Source organism: Acutalibacter sp. JLR.KK004 (assembly GCF_036941085.1).
Classification (GTDB): domain Bacteria; phylum Bacillota; class Clostridia; order Oscillospirales; family Acutalibacteraceae; genus Acutalibacter.
Genome location: NZ_JAYMNQ010000002.1, coordinates 120,660 through 139,294, shown reverse-complemented (window position 1 = coordinate 139,294; position 18,635 = coordinate 120,660). Strand labels below are relative to the sequence as shown.

Genomic DNA, 18,635 nt, shown 5'->3' with positions numbered 1-18,635 from the left:
TTTCATTTTTCCGCCACCTCTTTATTAGACCTCTTGCGAAATTAGGCAAAGCGGTCAAAATTGCAGATACCAGCAATCAAAGAAAAGCGAAGTGCGAAACGATGCCTGCGGTTGCGATAGCGTTCAGAGAGAATGCGAAACCTTTTGACAAAGCGGATGGCGTGTTCAACCAAGATACGTTCCCTTGAAATCCTGCGGTTATCTTTGCGTTCTTGTTTGGACAACGGATGATTCTTGGAACGCTTTTTTGGCAGGAGAGAATTGGCGTGTATCTGGGCAAGCCCCTGGTATCCGGTATCCGCCTCCAACACAGTTTCTGCCTTGACATGGACATGAGAGTCCTTGAATAGTTGAAAATCATGCCTCTTTCCGTTAGAAAATGCCAGTGCAATGATTTCTCCGGTTTGAAGGCTGACAAGCATTTTTGCAGGACTGTTTTACTGCGAAGCCTGCGGAACATCCATGAAGTTGGGTGTCAGCCAGCAGAAGTATTTTTACTATATGTGCGGGCGCAGTCAGGCGATAGGGACAGTAGCTTGTTCCAGCCACTATATTAACCGTGACACGCTTTATCAGGTGGTTCAGGAGGATATTCAGCGCAATGCCAGACTGTTCAGCGAGGACACCGAGAAAGCAGCACAGAAACTGATGGAACTGAAATGCGCCGATCAGCAGAAACAGACCGCGACAATGAAGCGCGACCTGGCATCAGCAAAGAAGCGGCTGGCTGACTTGGATATGAAGCTGAAACGCACCTACGAGGACAATATGAGCGGCAAGCTGCCCGACCACATCTTTACCATGTTTATCGCAGATTACGATACGGAACGGGCAACGCTGAAAGCGAACATTGCAGAGATGGAAAAGGCACTGGAAAAGGTTCGGGATACCAAGGCCGATATTGACCGCTTCGCTGACCTTATCCGAAAATACACCAGCTTTGAAAAACTCGACCGCTTCATGCTTCATGAACTGATTGACCGGATTACGATTTACGAAACGCCAGGTATGGGGCGCTGCCGCAAGGGTAAGGAAAAGCGCATTACCATCTACTACAAATTTGTCGGGGCTATCCAATAATAGAAAAACGGCATCCCTTATCAGGTGCGTTTTCCCTGTTCGACAGAACAAGACTTTATGCTAAAACTCTTTGAAATGGACAGCTTTTTCAAACACGTCCGTTTCATAAACCAACAAGTTGCACAAGAAGCTACGTCCTAAGTCATGGTATTGCATTGTAAATGAGGACACTTTTGGAGAATAGCGGCTCATATGGAGCTTTTCAAGACTCCCCCGGCCGCTGATTTTTGTGTAATGTTACATTTATGAGGCGAGCGTGCCTTTTTAAACTTATATACTTGACAAGGTTCCTTAAATGCGATAAAATAGATTTAAATAAAAATGCTTAGAAGAAGGAAATGTTAATTGGTTCTAAAATTCTATAAAACATTTCCCTTCATGACTATAAAATACAATTCTAGGAGGTGAATTCATTATGAAGGTAAAGCTTAGAAAAGCGCCTGAAAATCGTCAATTATCCACTTTGTTCGATTTATACGGCAGTTGTGGTGGATGCGGATCATGTGGGTGCTCTGACTCTGTAGCAGCTTGTGTAGGCAATTACGAAATGGCTGTGCGGATAGTTAAGTCTGCTAATCAAGAAGCTAACTACAGGAACAATTATGGAACTTGATTCCCATAGTTTAAGAAACAGTCAGTCAAGTGGTTTTCAAAGATCACTTGGCTGACTGCCTGCTTACATGAATAAGTGTAGGTAAAACTCTGATTTGCTTGCCATGTGATACAACACGATTCTGTTGATGAAGTGCTGCTCGAAAAAAGCTGCACAATAAAAAGTGGGAAAATACGGGTTTCAGGATGGAGGGTTCACCTCTTTCCCCTCGGCCTCTGTGTATTCTACCAATATCTGCTTGCGATTTTGAGCTTTACCAACACGTCGAACATACATGAAATTATATAATATATTCTGTTCTGTCCATCCTTGTTGTATTTAACACAGACGGAGGTGTTATGGTTTGAAAAAAAAGGTGTTTGCTGTGGCGGTATGTTTCATGTTGCTTTTTTCAGGATGCACAAGCACACAGGGTTCAGACAAAGATGGGAGCTATGCCTCCACTCAGGAGAGTTCAGGCCTGCCCGCGGAGGAATCCGCAGCTAAAACAGCATCCGGAGAAACCAGTGCGGAAATTTCTGGTGATTTAATTCTGCGCACTTGTGATGACCCTTCCACCATCAGCACTTGGGAAACCTATATAAATAGTTTCCATGAATCCTACCCGAACGTGAAAATAACCCTCAAGGCCGAGGGATCCCCTTGGAATTCAGAAACTTACCGCACAGGCGTTAGTGTGGAAATGTTTTCGGGAGAAGCGGGGGATTTGCTGGACTTGAGTTTTCTCCCCGGCCCGAAATATGCTGAAAGCGGCTTGCTAGTAGAAGTGGATAGCCTGCTGGAAAATATGCCCGGATTTTCCTGGGAAAGCTATTATACCAATGTGTTCGACGCTGTACGCTATAAAGGCGGGTTGTACTATGTCCCCTATGAGATGGATCTTTTTGGGATACGCCTGAATAAGCTTGTATCCGATCAATTAGATTTCCAGGAGGAAGGCCGGGACACAATATCCATTCCTGAGTTGTTGGAGTTGTGCCGTAAGGCAAACGAGCTGCCCGGCTTGCCAGAAGATTTTTATACGGAAAGCGGCGCCGACTGGACATTCCTCAGTTCCTTTGAAATGTCCTCCTATGTGCAGGAAGGAAATAAATCCGCCTCTTTTACATCGAAAGAGTTTATAGATTATCTGGAAAATTTGAAAGCGCTGCCTTTTCCGCAAAACATGCGGTATGGTATGTATGGCAGTGACCAGAAAGAATTTCCTGAAAGCCAGTTTTACGGCTTTATTGCTTTGCAGCCCATTGGGGAAAGCAATGCCCAGCGGTATCTGGAGAGTGCAGAATCAGAATTGGTTACAAAATATATGTTGACGGAAACCAGTCTGGGCGGCAAGACTTTTGAGACAAATGCGATTGGAATCACTTCTTCATGTAAGGATTTGGAAGCGGCGACAGCTTTTGTCCGTTTTCTGTTGGATACAGATATCAAAAAAGAAAAGGCCGACCTGCTTTCCTGGATGTTCCCCGTCAACCGTAGGGTGAATCAGGAAATTCTGCGCCGATCTTTTGGAACAGGCCAGGAAGAAGTTGTACAGCAAATGGACAAGTGGTGCGGGCAGGTGGATACTTTAATGCTTCTCCAACGCAGCCCTGAATTATTTGCTGTGTTGCAGGAAATTATGGGAGAGTACATGGATGGCTTAATTTCTCCAGAGCAATGCGCTCAAAAACTACAGGAACGGGCGGAGATTTATTTGCAGGAATAAGGAGTGAAGTAATGTGACATGGACAGTATTTAGAACAATATCAAAGTGCTATTTATATGATAGAAATATAAATTCTGTTGTGGAAATCCCGGAATCAGACTATATTGAATTGAATTCCGCTCATATTTCAGAAAATCTTTTGGAAAAATATAGAAGGAACCGGATGTTGGAAAATACACAATTGCAGGAGATTAGACATGGTTTCACAGATTTAATCGAAGACTACCTGGAAGAGCGAATGGAACAATTAGTTCTTCAAGTTACGCAACAATGTAATTTGCGATGTGAGTATTGTACATATACAGATAACGAAAAATATAACAATCGTACACACGCAAACAAGTTTATGAGTTTCTATACAGCTAGGGCTTGTTTGAAAAATCAAGGAAGCTGTGCTAAATCAACAAAATGGCGATGGATGCCAAGTAAACAAAGGCGAGAAAAGAAGCGTCCAACTTGTCATATCTGGTGGCAATTCTGCGAAACCATTTGAGCTTCTGGAAGAAGCACTCAACTAAATGGCGCTCTTTATATAACCACCAATCAACCGGCCACGGCTCAGAAACATTGCTCTGAGGCGGGATCACATAGCTGGCTCCCTGTTCTGAGATATAAGCCCGAATCGTTTTTGCCCCATAAGCACGGTCTGCCAATACATTACTGCCGCTGATCTGTACCTTTTCCAGTAGTTCAACAGCATGGACCGAATCATGGTCATGCCCTGCGGACAGCATGAATGCAACCGGGTTTCCCAGTCCATCCACAATAGCATGCAGCTTTGTATTCAGCCCGCCTCTGGTTCGCCCGATTGCTTTATCTGCCGTTTTTTCCCCCTCCGTTGGCACTTTCGTGAACCTTGATACAGGTAGAGTCCAGACTCAGGTTTTCCATATCCGCATCTGCGGACAATGCGCGAAATATGGCTTCCAATGTGCCGTCGTCCCGCCATTTGGCAAATCGGGCGTACACAGACTGCCACGGGCCATACACCTCCGGCAGTTCCCGCCACTGCGCTCCGCTGCGGGCGATCCACAGCATACCATTGAGCATTCTCCGGTCATCTTTCCGGGGCCGGCCGCGTTTCCCTGTTCTTTCCGGCGGAAGCACTGCTTTTACGCGTTCCCATTGTTCCTTTGTCAATTCATATCGTTTCATGCCTCTATTTTATACTTATTCTCAATTTGTGCAATATGCATTTTTCAAACAAGCCCTAAACGCGGAATTGATTTCTTAATGTCTCATTCAAAGCGGCTACAAAAAGTAATGGTCGGTTTTTATGGAGGGGAACCACTATTAGCTATAGGCTTAATACAACAAGTAATTGCCTACATTGAGGAAAATTATCCGGAGAAGGATGTCTCATATGCGATGACCACCAATGGAACTCTTTTGAATAAGGAAATAGTGAATTACCTTGTAGAAAAGGATATCATCTTAACTGTTAGTTTAGATGGGCCGAAGGAGTTACATGATTACTATAGGAAGTTCCGTGATGGGAGAGGAAGCTTCGATATAATAATGAAAAACCTATACCAGCTAGAGCAACTGTATCCGGACTATTTCCGTAAATGTCAGACTAATACGGTATTAACACCAGATAAAGATGTCAATTGTACAAAAAGTTTTTTATTAAACGAAAGTGTAGTCGCATATGCGAATTCAAAAATTAGTTTATTAAGTGATGCGGGTGCAACAAAACCGCTCCAACCATATGATGAACAGGTTCTGGTCATGCAGAGGGAAAACGAAGTAATGCAGCTGTTAGCTGCAACAGCAGAAATGCCGTATAGCTCAAATTTTTCGCTGTTTGGCAACATACTCCAGGAACTCGAACGAATCAGTTTCTGTCTAACTTTAGGACCAGTAAATTATCGTGCCGGGCACCCCGGCGGGCCGTGCCTTGCTGGGAGCAAGAGGGCTTTTTTAGATATTGACGGAACTTTTTATCCCTGCGAAAAAGTGTCAGAAATTCCCGAATTGAGTATTGGATCATTAGAGGGATTCGATATCGCAAAGATTCAAAGGCTTCTAAATATCGGCCAGGGAACAGAAAAGGAATGCCGACAGTGCTGGGCCTTTTTGTTTTGCGGTCAATGTGTTGCTTCTATGCTGGATGCCAAGGGAGTAAGCGATAAAAAAAGGCTCTCCAAATGTGATAATACTAGAAGCACAACAAGAGAATTACTTATTAGTTTTATGGCATTGAAGGAAAACAAAGTATGCTTTGATAATTATACATAAAGAGTCCAATAAATTATTGATTAGCGTAAAATACATATTTTACATTTATTTGTTTGAGAAGGCAGGGCTGATAATGGAAATCTCGAATTTATATATCTATCCTTTTACTGAACACACAATGCCTTTATGCAGATTCAATGACAGGCTCCAGCAATTTGATCATGTAATCCCGATCGTTCCACATGAATTTGGATTCTTAGGCGGGGATGCGGGCATTGTAGACAAAGGGCCGCCTATTGGGGCTATTATTGAAGAAGTAATTCCTCAAAATATTAGTAAAAGTGATGCGCTTTTGCTTTGCGATCCCACTAATAGTGTGGTTTCAGCGTTGCCATATCAAAAGCAAATCCAAGTTGCTCAAGAACTAGGAATAAGATTTTTGGCTTCAAAAAAGATAGTTACTTTACTCAAGATGAATGGAATCGATGGTGAAATTGTAGACTATCCTGATATTGAGATCGACTTAAAGGGGTATAGAAACTTGCAAGACATTAGCGTTCCTGTAATCATAATTTTAGGTACAGGAAAAGGGTGTGGAAAGTTCAATACACAATTAATGGTTAGTGAAATGTTTATTCGTGCGGGTTATAGGGTAGCCCAGATTGCCAGTAAAGAGTATTCCTCACTTTTTGGCATTTCACCTTTTCCTTCTTTCATGTTTGATGAATCCAAGAGTTCTCTGGAAAAAATCCAAAAACTTAATCAATTTGCGGTGGATCTTATTGATCAAAAGAACGCTGAAGTGCTTATTGTTGGTGTCCCGGGTGGAATTATGCCAATAAGTAAGTTCGAGTTTGATGAGTTTGGAGAATTAGCATATTTAGTATCTCATGCTATTCCAAGTGATATAGGTATTTTAAATGTGTATTATCAGGAATACAACGCAGAGATTCTCAAAACACTTATCAAATTATGCAAATTTAAATTCAATGTAAAAATAAAGATCATATCTGTATCTAACAAAGTTTTGTATATTTCTCCAGAAGAAAAGAGGACTTGTGATTTTTATATTCCATATAAAAAAGTTTCTGTAAATAATTCTATTGCAGAGTCTTTTTTTTTCAGATGCTTTTCTCTTAAACCCATATGACAATAACTCCTTAGTTGAAGCAAAGAATATTATCATGGAAGAACTTACGGACAAACTTTTTCTATAAAGAAGATACCAACGAATTTAAAAATTACAGCATAGCCAAGATTGTTTATTCAAAGAAATGTTAATATGAATTCTGGGGAATTGTATTGTTTGCTGATGTACATTAAAAACCAGTATTCAATAAATATTGATAATTACCTTGTAAATATGGTTGGTTTTTCGATTGATTCATTAGCAAAGAAATTTAGAGATGTTTCCAAATAAAACAGGGGAAGTGGGTAGTATAAAACTTGTTTGTATAGATAATTGGATATCATATGGTATTTTGCAACTATTATACGATAGATGCATCAATTTCTACTATGTCAATGATAGCAAAATCTTCAACCAGAAAAGTGCAGAAGTATCAAGATCTCATGGCACCATTTGTGCTTCCATTCTTGCAGAAACCATGCCTGATTCTGCTGAACTTACTACTATTTCTACAACTGATGGAAACAGACCTATCATGATTGGAAACGTTTGCATTGCTCTGGAGTGGTGTATGAATGAGTCACCCGATTACCTTTGCATGAGCATTGGCAGCGAAAACTGGCTGGAAACGGAGGAACTGGGAAAGCTGACAAAACAGCTTGCGGATAAGGGCACCCGTATTTTTGCCGCCTGTGCCAACAATGGTCACATTGTTTTTCCAGCGGCATACCCATGGGTGACAGGTATCCGCTATGAACCGGGAACTGCCTGTCTTTATCAGGAAAAAAATTCTCCTATCGGCAGCAACCTTATTGTGGGCGATTTTACTACCTCTGTGCTGGAACAGTTTGCTGCGGAAAACAGTTTTTTCAAGTGCCGCACAAATAGTATGGCTACTCCATATGCCTTGGGAAAAATGCTGTCAAAAGACTTGGCGCTGGCTGATCTGCCTATGTGGGAAGGCCGTAATTCTCCAAAAAAGGTAGGCGAATGGCCTATGCCAGTTGTTGCATTATGCGGCCCATTCCAACAGATGAAAGAATTGCTGGCTTTGCTCCAAAAAGAAAGCTATCAGGCAGCATTACTGACTTCCCGCAGCGAAACAGATTGGATACGGATGGTGCTTCACACTACATTTAAAAATTTATCTGAATGGGTAAAACCGCTGGAGAAAGCTGGAATTCTGCTGATAGACGCTGAAAGCAGCTTAGACTCCATACAAGAGTGCGCCGACTGTCTGATCGATTTCAGAAAACAAAATGTATCGGCGGCATATAGAGAAATTTTGGAATTTTTTGGAACCGAGGAGGTGAAAGAAAAAGCTGAATCCCAGGCGGATGTTTTGCGGTTGTAAGTGAAGGAGACTGAATTATCGGGGAAAGGGTGAAATGTTATGAACGGAAAAGATTTAGGAAGTACTTTATTAGGTGGAGAGAAAGGAAAAACTATCGAAACGGATGGCTTTCTCATACAGGGCCATCTGCTGCGGTGGGAGGATGTAGTCATTCAAATCCGTAATATCTCTATGGTTTCTGCCCGTGCTGTGCCAACGCCAAAGTTTCCGATTTGGGCGCTGGTGACGGCTTTAGTGGGCTTTTGGCTTTTTTCTGTCAACACCACGCTTGCGCTTATTGTATGTTTCATCGGTATTGGCGCGATAGCGCTTTGGTATGCGCGGTACAATAAGGTGAAAGAACAGAGTTGCCTGCACATCCTCCTGAACTCTGGCTATACATTTTCGCTTATTGCCCAGGATGTAGACTTCATCAAGAAAATACTGGAAGTTTTTACTAATATATTTAAAGCAGCCGGCTAAGAGTTTGTCAAGAGGAAAACCCGAAAAAAGATGAATAAATAGTCAGCAAATTAATAAGAGCACAAAGGAGCCATCTTAATCCCTAAGTACAAGTTCAAGAAACATCTGGAAGGACAGGAGCATAAATCTTGTTGTCCCGCAGGATAGCAAAAATCACAGCGGTCATCTTCTTGGTGACGTGTCCAATAATATTCATATATTTCAGCCCCTGGGCTGCCTTCTTGTCGTAATAAGCACGGAACATGGGGTCGCGCTGCACAGCAACAATGGAGGCCATCCAAACGGCTCTTCGCAGGTAAGGGGAGCCGCGTTTGGACATATGTGCGTGGTCGCTGATGTATTCCCCGGACTGGTTTACAGAAGGGTCTACGCCAATGTAGGCGGTCAATTTATCTGCTGAACGAAAACGAGTCACATCCCCGATCTCACTGAGGATACAAGCGCCAAGAATGGGACCAATACCCGGAACAGACGTGATCGTGCTGTCAAATTCCTTGAGCAAGCTTGAAATCCTCTTTTCCAACTCGTCCGCCTTTTCTGTCAGGGACTGAATCTCATCCAGCATCGTCAGCAGAAGCATGGAGTAAATGTCCTCACAATCTTCCACGCCAAAACTGTCACGGGCAAGGCTTTTCAGTTCTTGAGCCTTCCATTCCCCGAAGCGTCCGTTGCTGCTGTCCAAAAGGATCTCCGTAAGCTTGGAGAGGTTCGCGTGGGCAAGCTTTTTCGGGGTGGGATATTTTTTCAACACGGCAATGGAGGACTTGCAGAATATGGTTTCAAACTGGGTTTCGTACTCAGGAAAAATACGGTCAATCAGAGCAATCGCCTTCCGCTTCAAATCACTGGCCATATCCACGAGATAATAGCGGTTCCGGCACAGCTCCTTCAAAGCAAGGAGCTTGTCCTGGGCCACGTTGCTCTGTGCGTAACGGCCAAAACGGATCAACTCGGCAATGAGGAAGGAGTCCTTGGAATCGGTCTTGGTTTTGCGGATGGACATCTCCCGCATGGCGCTGGTCTGTATGGGATTGAGGACGATGGCCTTATAGCCATCCTTTCTCAGCCGGGTATACAGCGCCAGCCAGTAATGGGCGGTGGATTCCATGGCAAACACGATCTGACTTTTGACGTTGGTGAGCTTTCTGAGTTTTTCCATCATCAGGTTATATCCCATGCAGTTATTACGGATGGAAAAGGCCTTCTGCACGACCTGGCCCTCGGAAGTGATAACTGTGGCTTCGTGGCTGCGTTTTGCCACATCGATTCCTACAATGAACATTTGCTTTCACCCACAAACAAGATTTGCAGACATTCCCCATGTTCTTATGAGTCATACCCTGCTTCGATATCAGCGGAGAAAATTTCCCGCATCCGGCTCAAAAATGGAATCTCATAAGATAGAGGCCTCACGCTGCTTAAAGCGGACTGTGCCGCAGGGAGAAAAGAAGAGGACGCTCTGTCTGCATGAGGTTATTATATCATCACCCCTAAGGGTATTGATACCTAAAGTTCGTTTGCCAGCTTTGCATGATTATTCATTTTGGAGGGGCTGTCTAAAGTATAGCAGGAGAAAGGCGGGTGGGTTGCTATGCACCCACCCGCCAGTTCACAACGCCCGGCAACGCCAGTCGTTTCAAGGAATTCCGGGCTTTCTAGTGCAAAATCACGATAGGGGTTGCTGATGACACTTTGGAGTGAAAAGTGGGGTTGCTATCACGATAAACGGCGGTGCTGTGAGGGATTGCTAAGGGGTTACATATGATACCCTGGGAAACGAGTACAAAGATACCGCTAAAGAACTAGGGCTTGTTTGAAAAATGCATATTGCACAAATTGAGAATAAGTATAAAATAGAGGCATGAAACGATATGAATTGACAAAGGAACAATGGGAACGCGTAAAAGCAGTGCTTCCGCCGGAAAGAACAGGGAAACGCGGCCGGCCCCGGAAAGATGACCGGAGAATGCTCAATGGTATGCTGTGGATCGCCCGCAGCGGAGCGCAGTGGCGGGAACTGCCGGAGGTGTATGGCCCGTGGCAGTCTGTGTACGCCCGATTTGCCAAATGGCGGGACGACGGCACATTGGAAGCCATATTTCGCGCATTGTCCGCAGATGCGGATATGGAAAACCTGAGTCTGGACTCTACCTGTATCAAGGTTCACGAAAGTGCCAACGGAGGGGGAAAAAACGGCAGATAAAGCAATCGGGCGAACCAGAGGCGGGCTGAATACAAAGCTGCATGCTATTGTGGATGGACTGGGAAACCCGGTTGCATTCATGCTGTCCGCAGGGCATGACCATGATTCGGTCCATGCTGTTGAACTACTGGAAAAGGTACAGATCAGCGGCAGTAATGTATTGGCAGACCGTGCTTATGGGGCAAAAACGATTCGGGCTTATATCTCAGAACAGGGAGCCAGCTATGTGATCCCGCCTCAGAGCAATGTTTCTGAGCCGTGGCCGGTTGATTGGTGGTTATATAAAGAGCGCCATTTAGTTGAGTGCTTCTTCCAGAAGCTCAAATGGTTTCGCAGAATTGCCACCAGATATGACAAGTTGGACGCTTCTTTTCTCGCCTTTGTTTACTTGGCATCCATCGCCATTTTGTTGATTTAGCACAGCTTCCTTGATTTTTCAAACAAGCCCTAGCTTTGATTACCGGCTGGACACCACAGCAGGCCGAAAAAGTGCTGGCTTTGGTAGCCGGATTCTCCAAGGATTATCTAACACTTTCCCTATCTCTCCCTAATTCCCCCTAAGTATTGCTACTGTTACCTTTTGGGAGCTTTTGCTTTCCCTGTCTCGGCGTATCTCCCCCTATCTCTCCGTAAGTTTAGTATCACAATAGTATAAAGAAAGAGCCTTGACTGTTCGTTTCAGTCAAAGCTCTTTTCATTATGTTTCATCTATTTCTTGAAGCCGTCTAAGCCACTTGGTAATTGTTCCCGTCCGAAAGAAATTAAGTAACGCACCATCAACAAATCGTTCAGCTCGGCTTACGCGGAGGAGCTGTTGGAGCAGATCCCGGTGGAGGAAACCATCCAGCCGAAGCCTGTTTTGACCCTGGATCAGAAGGCCCAGGCCATTCAGGACTTTATAAAGGAGCACTGGATGGAACCAGCCGGGCAGTCCATGTGCGCCCGGCGCATGAGCCTGCGGGAGGGGGACGCCGCCGGGCTGGAGGCCCTGTACCTTGAAACGCGGGGCGCGCCGGAGGGCCGGGAGCCTTTTCCCCCGGTCTACCGGGAAACCCTGGCATATGCCGCCGCCCATGGGGAAAAAGCCCGGTGGCAGGCTTCCCAACGCCTGAACCGGGCCTGCCGGGACGCCCTGGACGCCTTTATCCAGGAAAGCTATTACGACAGCCGCCTGCATATGGAGGGCTTCCCGGCGGTTTCCGCCCGGTTCGGGCCGGAGCGCACAGCCTGGGTGCTGGCAGGGACTATCCGCTCCCAGCCATGGGACAGGCGGTATTCCCCCGGAAACAGGCAGTGGGCGCAGGGCGCTCCCGCCTGGGAGGGAAAGGATGATTGCCGCCTCAGCAGCCACCCTGGACTGGTGGATTTGCTGGCTTCCCAGGTGCGGTTGCTGGAGCGGCAGAGGGAACAGGCCTCCCCCTTACAGGGGCAAGAACGGTAAAAAAGCAGGGAAAGGGGCGGCGGGGGCTGTCCTTTTTCTTTATATTATTCTATAAGAAAGGACTGGTTTTATCATGCTGGAGACACAGGCAGGGGCTTGCGGCCCCAGGCAGAGAATCAAGGTGGCGCTTTCGGAGACAGCCATTTCCCATCTGGATCAGTTGTGCGCTGAACGGGGGCAGTACCGCCCCCAGGTGGTGGAAGCCGCTGTGGAGCAGATGTACCTTGCGGAGGGAGGCGCAGGCGGAAAACCGCAGGGCGGCAGGTTTTACAGAAAAATGTGTATAAGGGGGGGAAAACGGTGGGGGCATTTTACAAAATGTGGCAGGGCAGGCGGTATGCCCGGCAGGAAGCGGAGCGGGAGCGGAACCGGCTGCTGGAGGAGCTGGTGGAAAAATACCGGAACCTGACAGGAAGCTATGAGGAATTCCTGGCGGCGAAGGATCTGCTGCTGTACAAAAAGGACGATGTGATCCGCGCCCAGCGGGCGCTCATCGGCAGGCAGAAGGATCAGCTTCTGGTTCTGAAACAGGAAATCCCCGGCCTGGAGGAAGCCCTGGAAAGGGAAAAAGCAGGGGGGCATTGGCCCTGAAAATGAAGAAAACCGATCATAGGAAGGAGGGATTTTCAGATGTCAAAACAGGGGAAAAACCAGGCGGAGAGCTTGTTTAAGGCGGCGTTCCCCCAGGAAAAAACAGAAGCCCTTACCATTTATCTGGACAAAAAGGGGCTGTCTTTGGAGCGGTCTTTGGGGGAATTTCTGGAAAAGCTCTATGAAAAAAACGTGCCCGGACAGGTGAAGGAGTACCTTGCGGCAAAGCGAAGGCCCGCTGGAAAGTCGGTTTTGGACAGTCCGGAACCGCCTGCCCGGCAGGAGGAAAACGGGGAGGTTTTGGGGTGAGAACCGCCGCAGGCGGCAAAGCGTCCGGAACCCTGGTTCTGGACGAGCAAGCATCGCATTTTTTCTCGAAAAGCGCCACAAAAAGTGCCACGTGGCACTTTTCCGCTTCTCTCGAACATGCTGCTTGTTAGGGGTAAGCGCCATCGGCACTCGCTCGCCCCTAAAACCCCGTCCGCTGCCGCGTGTGAATATAAAAAAATTTATTTGAAAGCCAGTCTGAAAAATTATAAAAATTATGAATGAAGGAAAGACACCGGGCACAAAAGGCTGAGGCTTCATCTCTTTTTGTGCGAATCCTGTATTGCGTAGCGATTGGCGTGTGTAAGGAAAAGAAGACGGTAAATTTTTGTCAACCCCAAAAGTGCAGACTTTTTGCAGACTTTTTTGTGATATAATGAGTAGAGTGAAAGGTGTGAGAAAGACTGCGGTGTGAAAACTGCGGTCTTTTCCGTGTCTGAATTTTTTTAAAGCGAGAAGCGTTTGTAAATTTTACCTAAAAAAGCGCAAAATATACACTCTTCTTTTTCTTAAAGAGGGGAATTTTAGGGGACTTTTTCCTGTTATACTTAGTACAGTGAAAGGTGTGGGAAGGGCCGCGGCATATCATTTCCGCGCCTTTTCTTTTTACGTAAAAAAAGCGGTGTGTTAGCCTCATGCAGGGCTGAACGCCGCTTTTTTATGCCCGGAATAAGCTGTTATGATAAAGTGAATCAAATTATTTTTAAAGCAGACACACGCTGTCTGCTTTAACTTTTATCCTGTTCATGCAGACCGAGGGAAGGAGGTGAGCACATGAGCGCTGCGGAGCGCCGGAAAGCCGTATTGGCGGCCCTTTGCGCCAGGCGGCACGATACATACGAAAACCTGGCACAGGAATTTAGCGTGTCCACGCGGACTATCCAGCGGGATGTGGAGGAACTCATGTGCTCTTATCCTCTGAAGACTGTCCGGGGCCGGTATGGCGGCGGTGTGGAGGTGGAGGAGGGCTTCTATCTGACCCGGAAAACGCTTACCCCCAAAGAGACAGAGTTGCTGCGGAGGCTGTGTGCACAGCTTGAAAAGGAGGATAGAAAAACAATAGACGGCATTCTTTCCCGGTTTGCACCCTGGTGAGTTCAAGACAATCAAAAAGAAAGGAAACGTGATTTTATGAAAAGCAGAATTTTTGCGGAGTACCCGGATGTGGTTTCCGCTAGGGATTTGCAAGCCATGCTCCATGTTGGCAGGAATACAGCCTACAGCCTGCTGAAAAGCGGGGCGGTTTCCAGTATTCGCATAGGGAGGAAATACATCATTCCAAAGGCGAGTGTAGAGGAATTTCTCCGCTTGCGTGCGGCTTCCAAATCTGGTACAATGGAGCCATCAGATGAAGCCGCTGAAAGCCTGGAAAGGAGTAAATAAATGGCAGTCACCGGCTTTATAACAACGAAAAACGGCAAATACTATGCCGTGTTGAACCTGAAAGAAGAGACAGGAAAACGCAAACAAAAATGGTTCTCCACAAATCTGCCCCTGAGAGGGAATAAGCGCAGCGCAGAGAAGTTTTTGCAGAAGTTGATTGACGAGTGGGAGGCAAAGTCTACTCCGTTTTGCCGGTTAACTTTTGCCGACTATCTGGAGCAATGGATTGAGGGAGCAGGAGTGAACATTAAGCCCAATACCTACCGAACCTATCGGGCCATGGTAGTAAACCACATCGTGCCGTATTTCAAACAGCACCCGGTATTGCTGCAAGAGCTAAAACCCACTGATCTGGACGCTTACTATCAGTCCAAGCAGCAGCCAGGGAGCAAGCAGAACGGCAAGGGTACGCTGTCGGCCATGTCCATCCGGCACCACCATCAGGTGATTTCCAAGGCCCTGAGCGATGCCGTACACGATGGCCTGATCCAGTTTAACCCGGCCAGCGCGGCGAGGAAACCCAAGACGGAGCGTTATAACGCCAGTTTCTTAAACCCGTCTGAGATAGACATGATGCTGGCGCTGTTCATCGGGAATGTAGTGGAGCTGCCGGTCAATCTGTGCGCTGTCTATGGCTTCCGACGCAGCGAGGTGCTGGGCCTGAAGTGGGAGCATATCGACTTTGAGAACCGCACCATAACGGTCACAGAAACGCTACAGCAGGGCGTGGACGGCGATTATGTGGACACGCCCAAGACCAACAGCAGCTATCGTACCTTACCCATGACAGACAGCGTGTACAAGCTCTTAAAGGGGCAGAAACACCGCCAGGAGCGCCTGCAAGGGGCCTTGGGCGCGGGGTACATACAGAATGATTATGTGTGCACTTGGCCCGATGGAAACGTGATCTCGCCAAATTACCTAACCCGGACTTTCCACAACGTCATCGCCAAAAGCAGCCTGCCGAATATCCGCCTGCATGACCTCCGTCACAGCGCGGCATCAAATCTGCTGAACATGGGCTTTTCCATCGTCCAAGTGCAGCAGTGGCTGGGCCATGGCAGCGCCTCTACCACGCTGAATTTTTACGCCCACGTCGATAAAAATTCCAAGCTAGATATGGCAGCGGCGATGGAGAGGGCTATCTATCAGCCTACTGTGCAGGAGGGCTGATAGAAAAATGATAGAAAGCCCCGAAAAAGCTGATAGAAGAGAAAAAGAAAAAGCCCGGAACCCGCATGATTCCTGGCTTTTTTGGCAGGGGCAGAAGGATTCGAATATTAAACCGCAATACCAACTTGTTATATTGAATACCTGTATATACCATATGTGGTGCTTTCACAACTGCATATTTATCGTCTTTTACCTTCTAGTACCACCTAGTACCTCCCTCTTAAGGGAAAAAATAAGGGAAACTTTTTGAAACCTTCAGTACAGCAGATACTCCATTTTTTATAGTTTACCTAAAACAATAAGAAATATTTTCCTAGTTGATTCATTATCCGTAATCATATAGAATGTGATTGAGAACATCGTCCGAATTCTATCCTAGATTAAAGGAGAGCTCGGGTATGGTTATCAATAATGAATCAAGTTGTCCAAAGTGCGGAGGTAAATTGAAATATTACGATAGAGTTGAGAGAATTGTACGGACGAAAGGCCGCAGTACCAAGTGGGTAACAGTACGCCGCCTTAGATGTTGCAGATGTGGTATGCTGCACAGAGAGCTTCCAGAGTATGTATATCCGTATAAACAGTATGAGATGGAAGTCATCACGGGTGTTTTGGATGGGATAATTACATCAGACACCCTTGGATATGAGGATTATCCTTGTGGTATGACCATGGCAAACTGGATTTCGCATAAATCCCAGTTCCTCTTATGAATACATACTTAGGAGGTTCACTATGGCAAACAAGAGTACCGACATGGATAAAGAGATGGTAAAGCTACTTGAGCACTTTGCGCAAGAGTACCACAAGATAGTTGTAAAAGAAACTGTAACACTGGTTATGCTATGCGCCGGGGCATCGGTTCTGGCATCTTTTACCGTTGAGAGTATAAAGCAGTGTGTTCGGGAACATAACTTCAGAAAGATGTATAGAAAAAAGAAGTGAGAGGCCAGCACGGCCTCTTTCTTTTTTGCTCCGCGAAATTCGCAAAGGCTATTGTGAAGGGAGTGTCACATATTGACGCTCTCTATTACTTTTTCACCGACTTCTTTTTTACTTTAGAATTATTTTAACCTAGAATAGAAATCGGAGGGAAACTTAAGCCGAAAGGAGCAAGTATTATGAGTAAGAATCTGAGGCATCCTGAGCTATCGGAGAAAAATCCATACTGGATTGAGAGGCACCGTTACTACGAGCTTAAGCATTTCTGCTTGCAGTACCCTCTCTGGAAGAAGGAGTACGACATAATAGATGGGGCCAGCAAGCGCGGAGGTGACCTGGGGACAGTCATTCAAATCAGCGGATATGGCGACCCAACCGCAAAAGCGGCCGAGGCAATGATCTATCTTTCTACCAGGATGGACATGGTTAAGAAAGCCGCTGCTGATTCGGACGAACTACTTGCAAAGTATCTTGTCATAGGAATTACGGAGGGATGGTCCTACGATGTACTTAAAGCTAGGTTAGAAATTCCATGCGGTAAGGATACGTATTATGACCGGTATAGGAAGTTCTTCTGGCTGCTGGACAAGATCAGAGCATAGCGAGGACTGGGCTGTGGGGACACAGCCTTTTCTTCTTGATATTTTCCAGTACGCAAACGCCCGGGAAGCGTGCTATTTTAGTATCGGAAAAATTCCCGGCTGGGAAATTTCGGAAAACATTTCAAACTCCGCGAGAATATCATCGCCTTTTATGGAACGATATTTTCATTGAAAGGAGCCCATAAATATGGACGAGAAAATTAAGGAACTGTTGGATGAGGAGATACGGTCACAAATTATAGACCTAGCTTCATTCAAGAGCGGCAGTAAAGAAAAGGCGGATGCAATCGATGATCTGGCCACACTATACAAGCTGCGTATCGAGGAGGTTAAAGCCGAGATGGACCTAGACGATAAAGTCGACGCTCGCGACAGCGAAGACCGTTATCGTCAGGAACAACTGAAGGAAAGGACCAAAGACCGGTACATCAACTTGGGCATAGCCGCTGCTGGTATTGTATTGCCGCTGATATTTAACTGCGTCTGGATGAGCAAAGGGTTTGAGTTTGAGAAGACTGGAACATTTACCTCTACCACATTCCGAAATCTGTTCAGCCGTTTTAGGACGACCACGAAGTAAGTTCCAATCGAGGAGTGCGCGCAATACGCGTGTCCTCTTCGATTTTACTCGCTAAAAATACATATCCTTTTATGGAAAAGAGAACAAAGAGCTCTTTACTCTTGACTAATTCAAGGATGGACTGTACACTGATTACAGAACTTCCGAGTTAAACATAGGAGGAATATGTTATGAATTTCTTTAATGAGGCAAAAATCAAGGCGTTCGAAACCGGACGATATATCTGCGAGAAATGCGGGTCCGTGATGAAATTCGAGAATGAATGGGAAGAAACCCTAATCTGCGAGAAATGTGGCCATGAGGTAGAGTTAGAGAAATATGGCTTCACAGATGAAGAATATGAGGATCTGTATCCAACCTTAGAAGAAGTGTTGGAGCTGGAAGAGGGTTCGAACGACGATTAAGAAACATAACAAAAATTCACAGAGAGGAGAGTCCTGACGAGGGCTCTTTTCTTTTTTTGCGCATTTTTTGCATTGTCTATTATAGAAAACTATAAATGGAGGTTGTTATATGGGATATATAAAACAAGGGTTTCAATTGGCGATAGGGATGTGTCTAGGAAAGGCGGTATATGACCTAATAAACAGTACCGGGGGGAGAGCAATTCAACACTTGGTGCCTGAAAAATATTGGAATACCCGCCATCCTGATTATCCGATTAGATCTAAGGTTGAAAAAATCTGAAAAAACCCATAGTCAAAATCCGATAGGGTTCAAGGTAGATTGAGTCGCACAGGCTCTTTCTATTTTTTGTTGGGAGGACAACGATGCGGTACCACTACAAGAAACCTGTAATATGTCTGACTATGTACGGCAAAGTCTATACCTGTAATCATCCAGTATACAACCGCTGCACTTTATTT

Annotated in this window: 21 protein-coding genes and 2 pseudogenes; 19 read left to right on the top strand and 4 right to left on the bottom strand. The window is 45.7% G+C overall.

Annotated elements, in window-relative coordinates:
• Positions 1-41: 41 nt before the first annotated feature.
• Entirely contained in the window at positions 42-422 is a 381-nt protein-coding gene (locus VSQ30_RS15050) for a transposase (protein ID WP_334465069.1), read from the bottom strand.
• Positions 423-462: 40 nt separating this feature from the next.
• Between VSQ30_RS15050 and VSQ30_RS15045 the strand changes: the two genes are divergently transcribed.
• A complete protein-coding gene (locus VSQ30_RS15045; RefSeq protein WP_334465068.1) occupies positions 463-1,080 on the top strand; it encodes a DUF4368 domain-containing protein in 618 nt (205 codons plus the stop codon).
• 956 nt (positions 1,081-2,036) lie between these two features.
• A complete protein-coding gene (locus VSQ30_RS15040) occupies positions 2,037-3,401 on the top strand; it encodes an ABC transporter substrate-binding protein (protein ID WP_160644784.1) in 1,365 nt (454 codons plus the stop codon).
• Positions 3,402-3,796: 395 nt separating this feature from the next.
• Here the strand turns inward: VSQ30_RS15040 and VSQ30_RS15035 are convergent.
• Positions 3,797-4,556: pseudogene (locus tag VSQ30_RS15035) on the bottom strand (IS5 family transposase).
• Between the two features lie 78 nt (positions 4,557-4,634).
• Between VSQ30_RS15035 and VSQ30_RS15030 the strand changes: the two are divergent.
• From VSQ30_RS15030 to VSQ30_RS15015, 4 genes are all read left to right on the top strand, one after another.
• On the top strand, positions 4,635-5,642 hold the full coding sequence (locus tag VSQ30_RS15030) for a radical SAM/SPASM domain-containing protein (protein ID WP_334465066.1): 1,008 nt from the start codon (positions 4,635-4,637) through the stop codon (positions 5,640-5,642).
• A 73-nt stretch (positions 5,643-5,715) separates the two neighbouring features.
• Positions 5,716-6,732, top strand: a complete 1,017-nt coding sequence (locus VSQ30_RS15025) for a TIGR04066 family peptide maturation system protein (RefSeq protein WP_334465065.1) — start codon at positions 5,716-5,718, stop codon at positions 6,730-6,732.
• A 256-nt stretch (positions 6,733-6,988) separates the two neighbouring features.
• Complete coding sequence (locus VSQ30_RS15020) at positions 6,989-8,065, top strand: S8/S53 family peptidase (RefSeq protein WP_334465064.1); 1,077 nt, start codon at positions 6,989-6,991, stop codon at positions 8,063-8,065.
• 39 nt (positions 8,066-8,104) lie between these two features.
• Positions 8,105-8,527 (top strand): hypothetical protein, encoded by a 423-nt coding sequence (locus VSQ30_RS15015; protein WP_334465063.1) that lies wholly within the window; start codon positions 8,105-8,107, stop codon positions 8,525-8,527.
• Between the two features lie 94 nt (positions 8,528-8,621).
• Here VSQ30_RS15015 and VSQ30_RS15010 read toward each other — a convergent pair whose 3' ends face one another.
• On the bottom strand, positions 8,622-9,809 hold the full coding sequence (locus VSQ30_RS15010) for an IS110 family RNA-guided transposase (protein ID WP_334465062.1): 1,188 nt from the start codon (positions 9,807-9,809) through the stop codon (positions 8,622-8,624).
• Positions 9,810-10,388: 579 nt separating this feature from the next.
• Between VSQ30_RS15010 and VSQ30_RS15005 the strand changes: the two are divergent.
• Positions 10,389-11,148: pseudogene (locus VSQ30_RS15005) on the top strand (IS5 family transposase).
• Between the two features lie 279 nt (positions 11,149-11,427).
• Here the strand turns inward: VSQ30_RS15005 and VSQ30_RS20805 are convergent.
• Positions 11,428-11,640: a DUF6508 domain-containing protein gene (locus VSQ30_RS20805; RefSeq protein ID WP_502876289.1), complete on the bottom strand. Its 213-nt coding sequence runs from the start codon at positions 11,638-11,640 to the stop codon at positions 11,428-11,430.
• Here VSQ30_RS20805 and VSQ30_RS15000 point away from each other — a divergent pair.
• The 12 genes from VSQ30_RS15000 to VSQ30_RS14945 all read left to right on the top strand — a co-directional run bounded on the left by VSQ30_RS15000 (position 11,545) and on the right by VSQ30_RS14945 (position 18,456).
• Positions 11,545-12,171: a DUF3849 domain-containing protein gene (locus VSQ30_RS15000; RefSeq protein ID WP_334465061.1), complete on the top strand. Its 627-nt coding sequence runs from the start codon at positions 11,545-11,547 to the stop codon at positions 12,169-12,171. The two genes, VSQ30_RS20805 and VSQ30_RS15000, sit on opposite strands and share 96 nt — an antisense overlap.
• A 300-nt stretch (positions 12,172-12,471) precedes the next feature.
• Positions 12,472-12,762: a hypothetical protein gene (locus tag VSQ30_RS14995; protein ID WP_334465060.1), complete on the top strand. Its 291-nt coding sequence runs from the start codon at positions 12,472-12,474 to the stop codon at positions 12,760-12,762.
• Between the two features lie 39 nt (positions 12,763-12,801).
• Positions 12,802-13,071 carry a DUF6103 family protein gene (locus VSQ30_RS14990; protein ID WP_334465058.1) on the top strand — a complete coding sequence of 90 codons (270 nt, stop codon included), beginning with the start codon at positions 12,802-12,804 and terminating at the stop codon, positions 13,069-13,071.
• A gap of 792 nt (positions 13,072-13,863) precedes the next feature.
• Entirely contained in the window at positions 13,864-14,184 is a 321-nt protein-coding gene (locus tag VSQ30_RS14985) for an HTH domain-containing protein (RefSeq protein WP_166554326.1), read from the top strand.
• 36 nt (positions 14,185-14,220) lie between these two features.
• Positions 14,221-14,472, top strand: coding sequence for a helix-turn-helix domain-containing protein (locus VSQ30_RS14980; RefSeq protein WP_160644985.1), 252 nt, complete (start codon positions 14,221-14,223; stop codon positions 14,470-14,472).
• Complete coding sequence (locus VSQ30_RS14975) at positions 14,473-15,645, top strand: tyrosine-type recombinase/integrase (RefSeq protein WP_334465057.1); 1,173 nt, start codon at positions 14,473-14,475, stop codon at positions 15,643-15,645.
• A gap of 398 nt (positions 15,646-16,043) precedes the next feature.
• Positions 16,044-16,358: a DUF6431 domain-containing protein gene (locus tag VSQ30_RS14970; protein WP_334465055.1), complete on the top strand. Its 315-nt coding sequence runs from the start codon at positions 16,044-16,046 to the stop codon at positions 16,356-16,358.
• Between the two features lie 22 nt (positions 16,359-16,380).
• On the top strand, positions 16,381-16,590 hold the full coding sequence (locus VSQ30_RS14965) for a hypothetical protein (protein WP_161474046.1): 210 nt from the start codon (positions 16,381-16,383) through the stop codon (positions 16,588-16,590).
• 176 nt (positions 16,591-16,766) lie between these two features.
• Complete coding sequence (locus tag VSQ30_RS14960) at positions 16,767-17,189, top strand: hypothetical protein (protein WP_334465054.1); 423 nt, start codon at positions 16,767-16,769, stop codon at positions 17,187-17,189.
• A gap of 187 nt (positions 17,190-17,376) precedes the next feature.
• Positions 17,377-17,769 (top strand): hypothetical protein, encoded by a 393-nt coding sequence (locus tag VSQ30_RS14955; RefSeq protein WP_161474044.1) that lies wholly within the window; start codon positions 17,377-17,379, stop codon positions 17,767-17,769.
• Positions 17,770-17,939: 170 nt separating this feature from the next.
• The gene (locus VSQ30_RS14950; RefSeq protein ID WP_161474043.1) at positions 17,940-18,173 is read left to right on the top strand and encodes a DNA-directed RNA polymerase I; all 234 of its coding nucleotides are present in this window, start codon (positions 17,940-17,942) and stop codon (positions 18,171-18,173) included.
• A 109-nt stretch (positions 18,174-18,282) separates the two neighbouring features.
• Positions 18,283-18,456: a hypothetical protein gene (locus VSQ30_RS14945; protein WP_334465052.1), complete on the top strand. Its 174-nt coding sequence runs from the start codon at positions 18,283-18,285 to the stop codon at positions 18,454-18,456.
• Positions 18,457-18,635 lie beyond the last annotated feature (179 nt).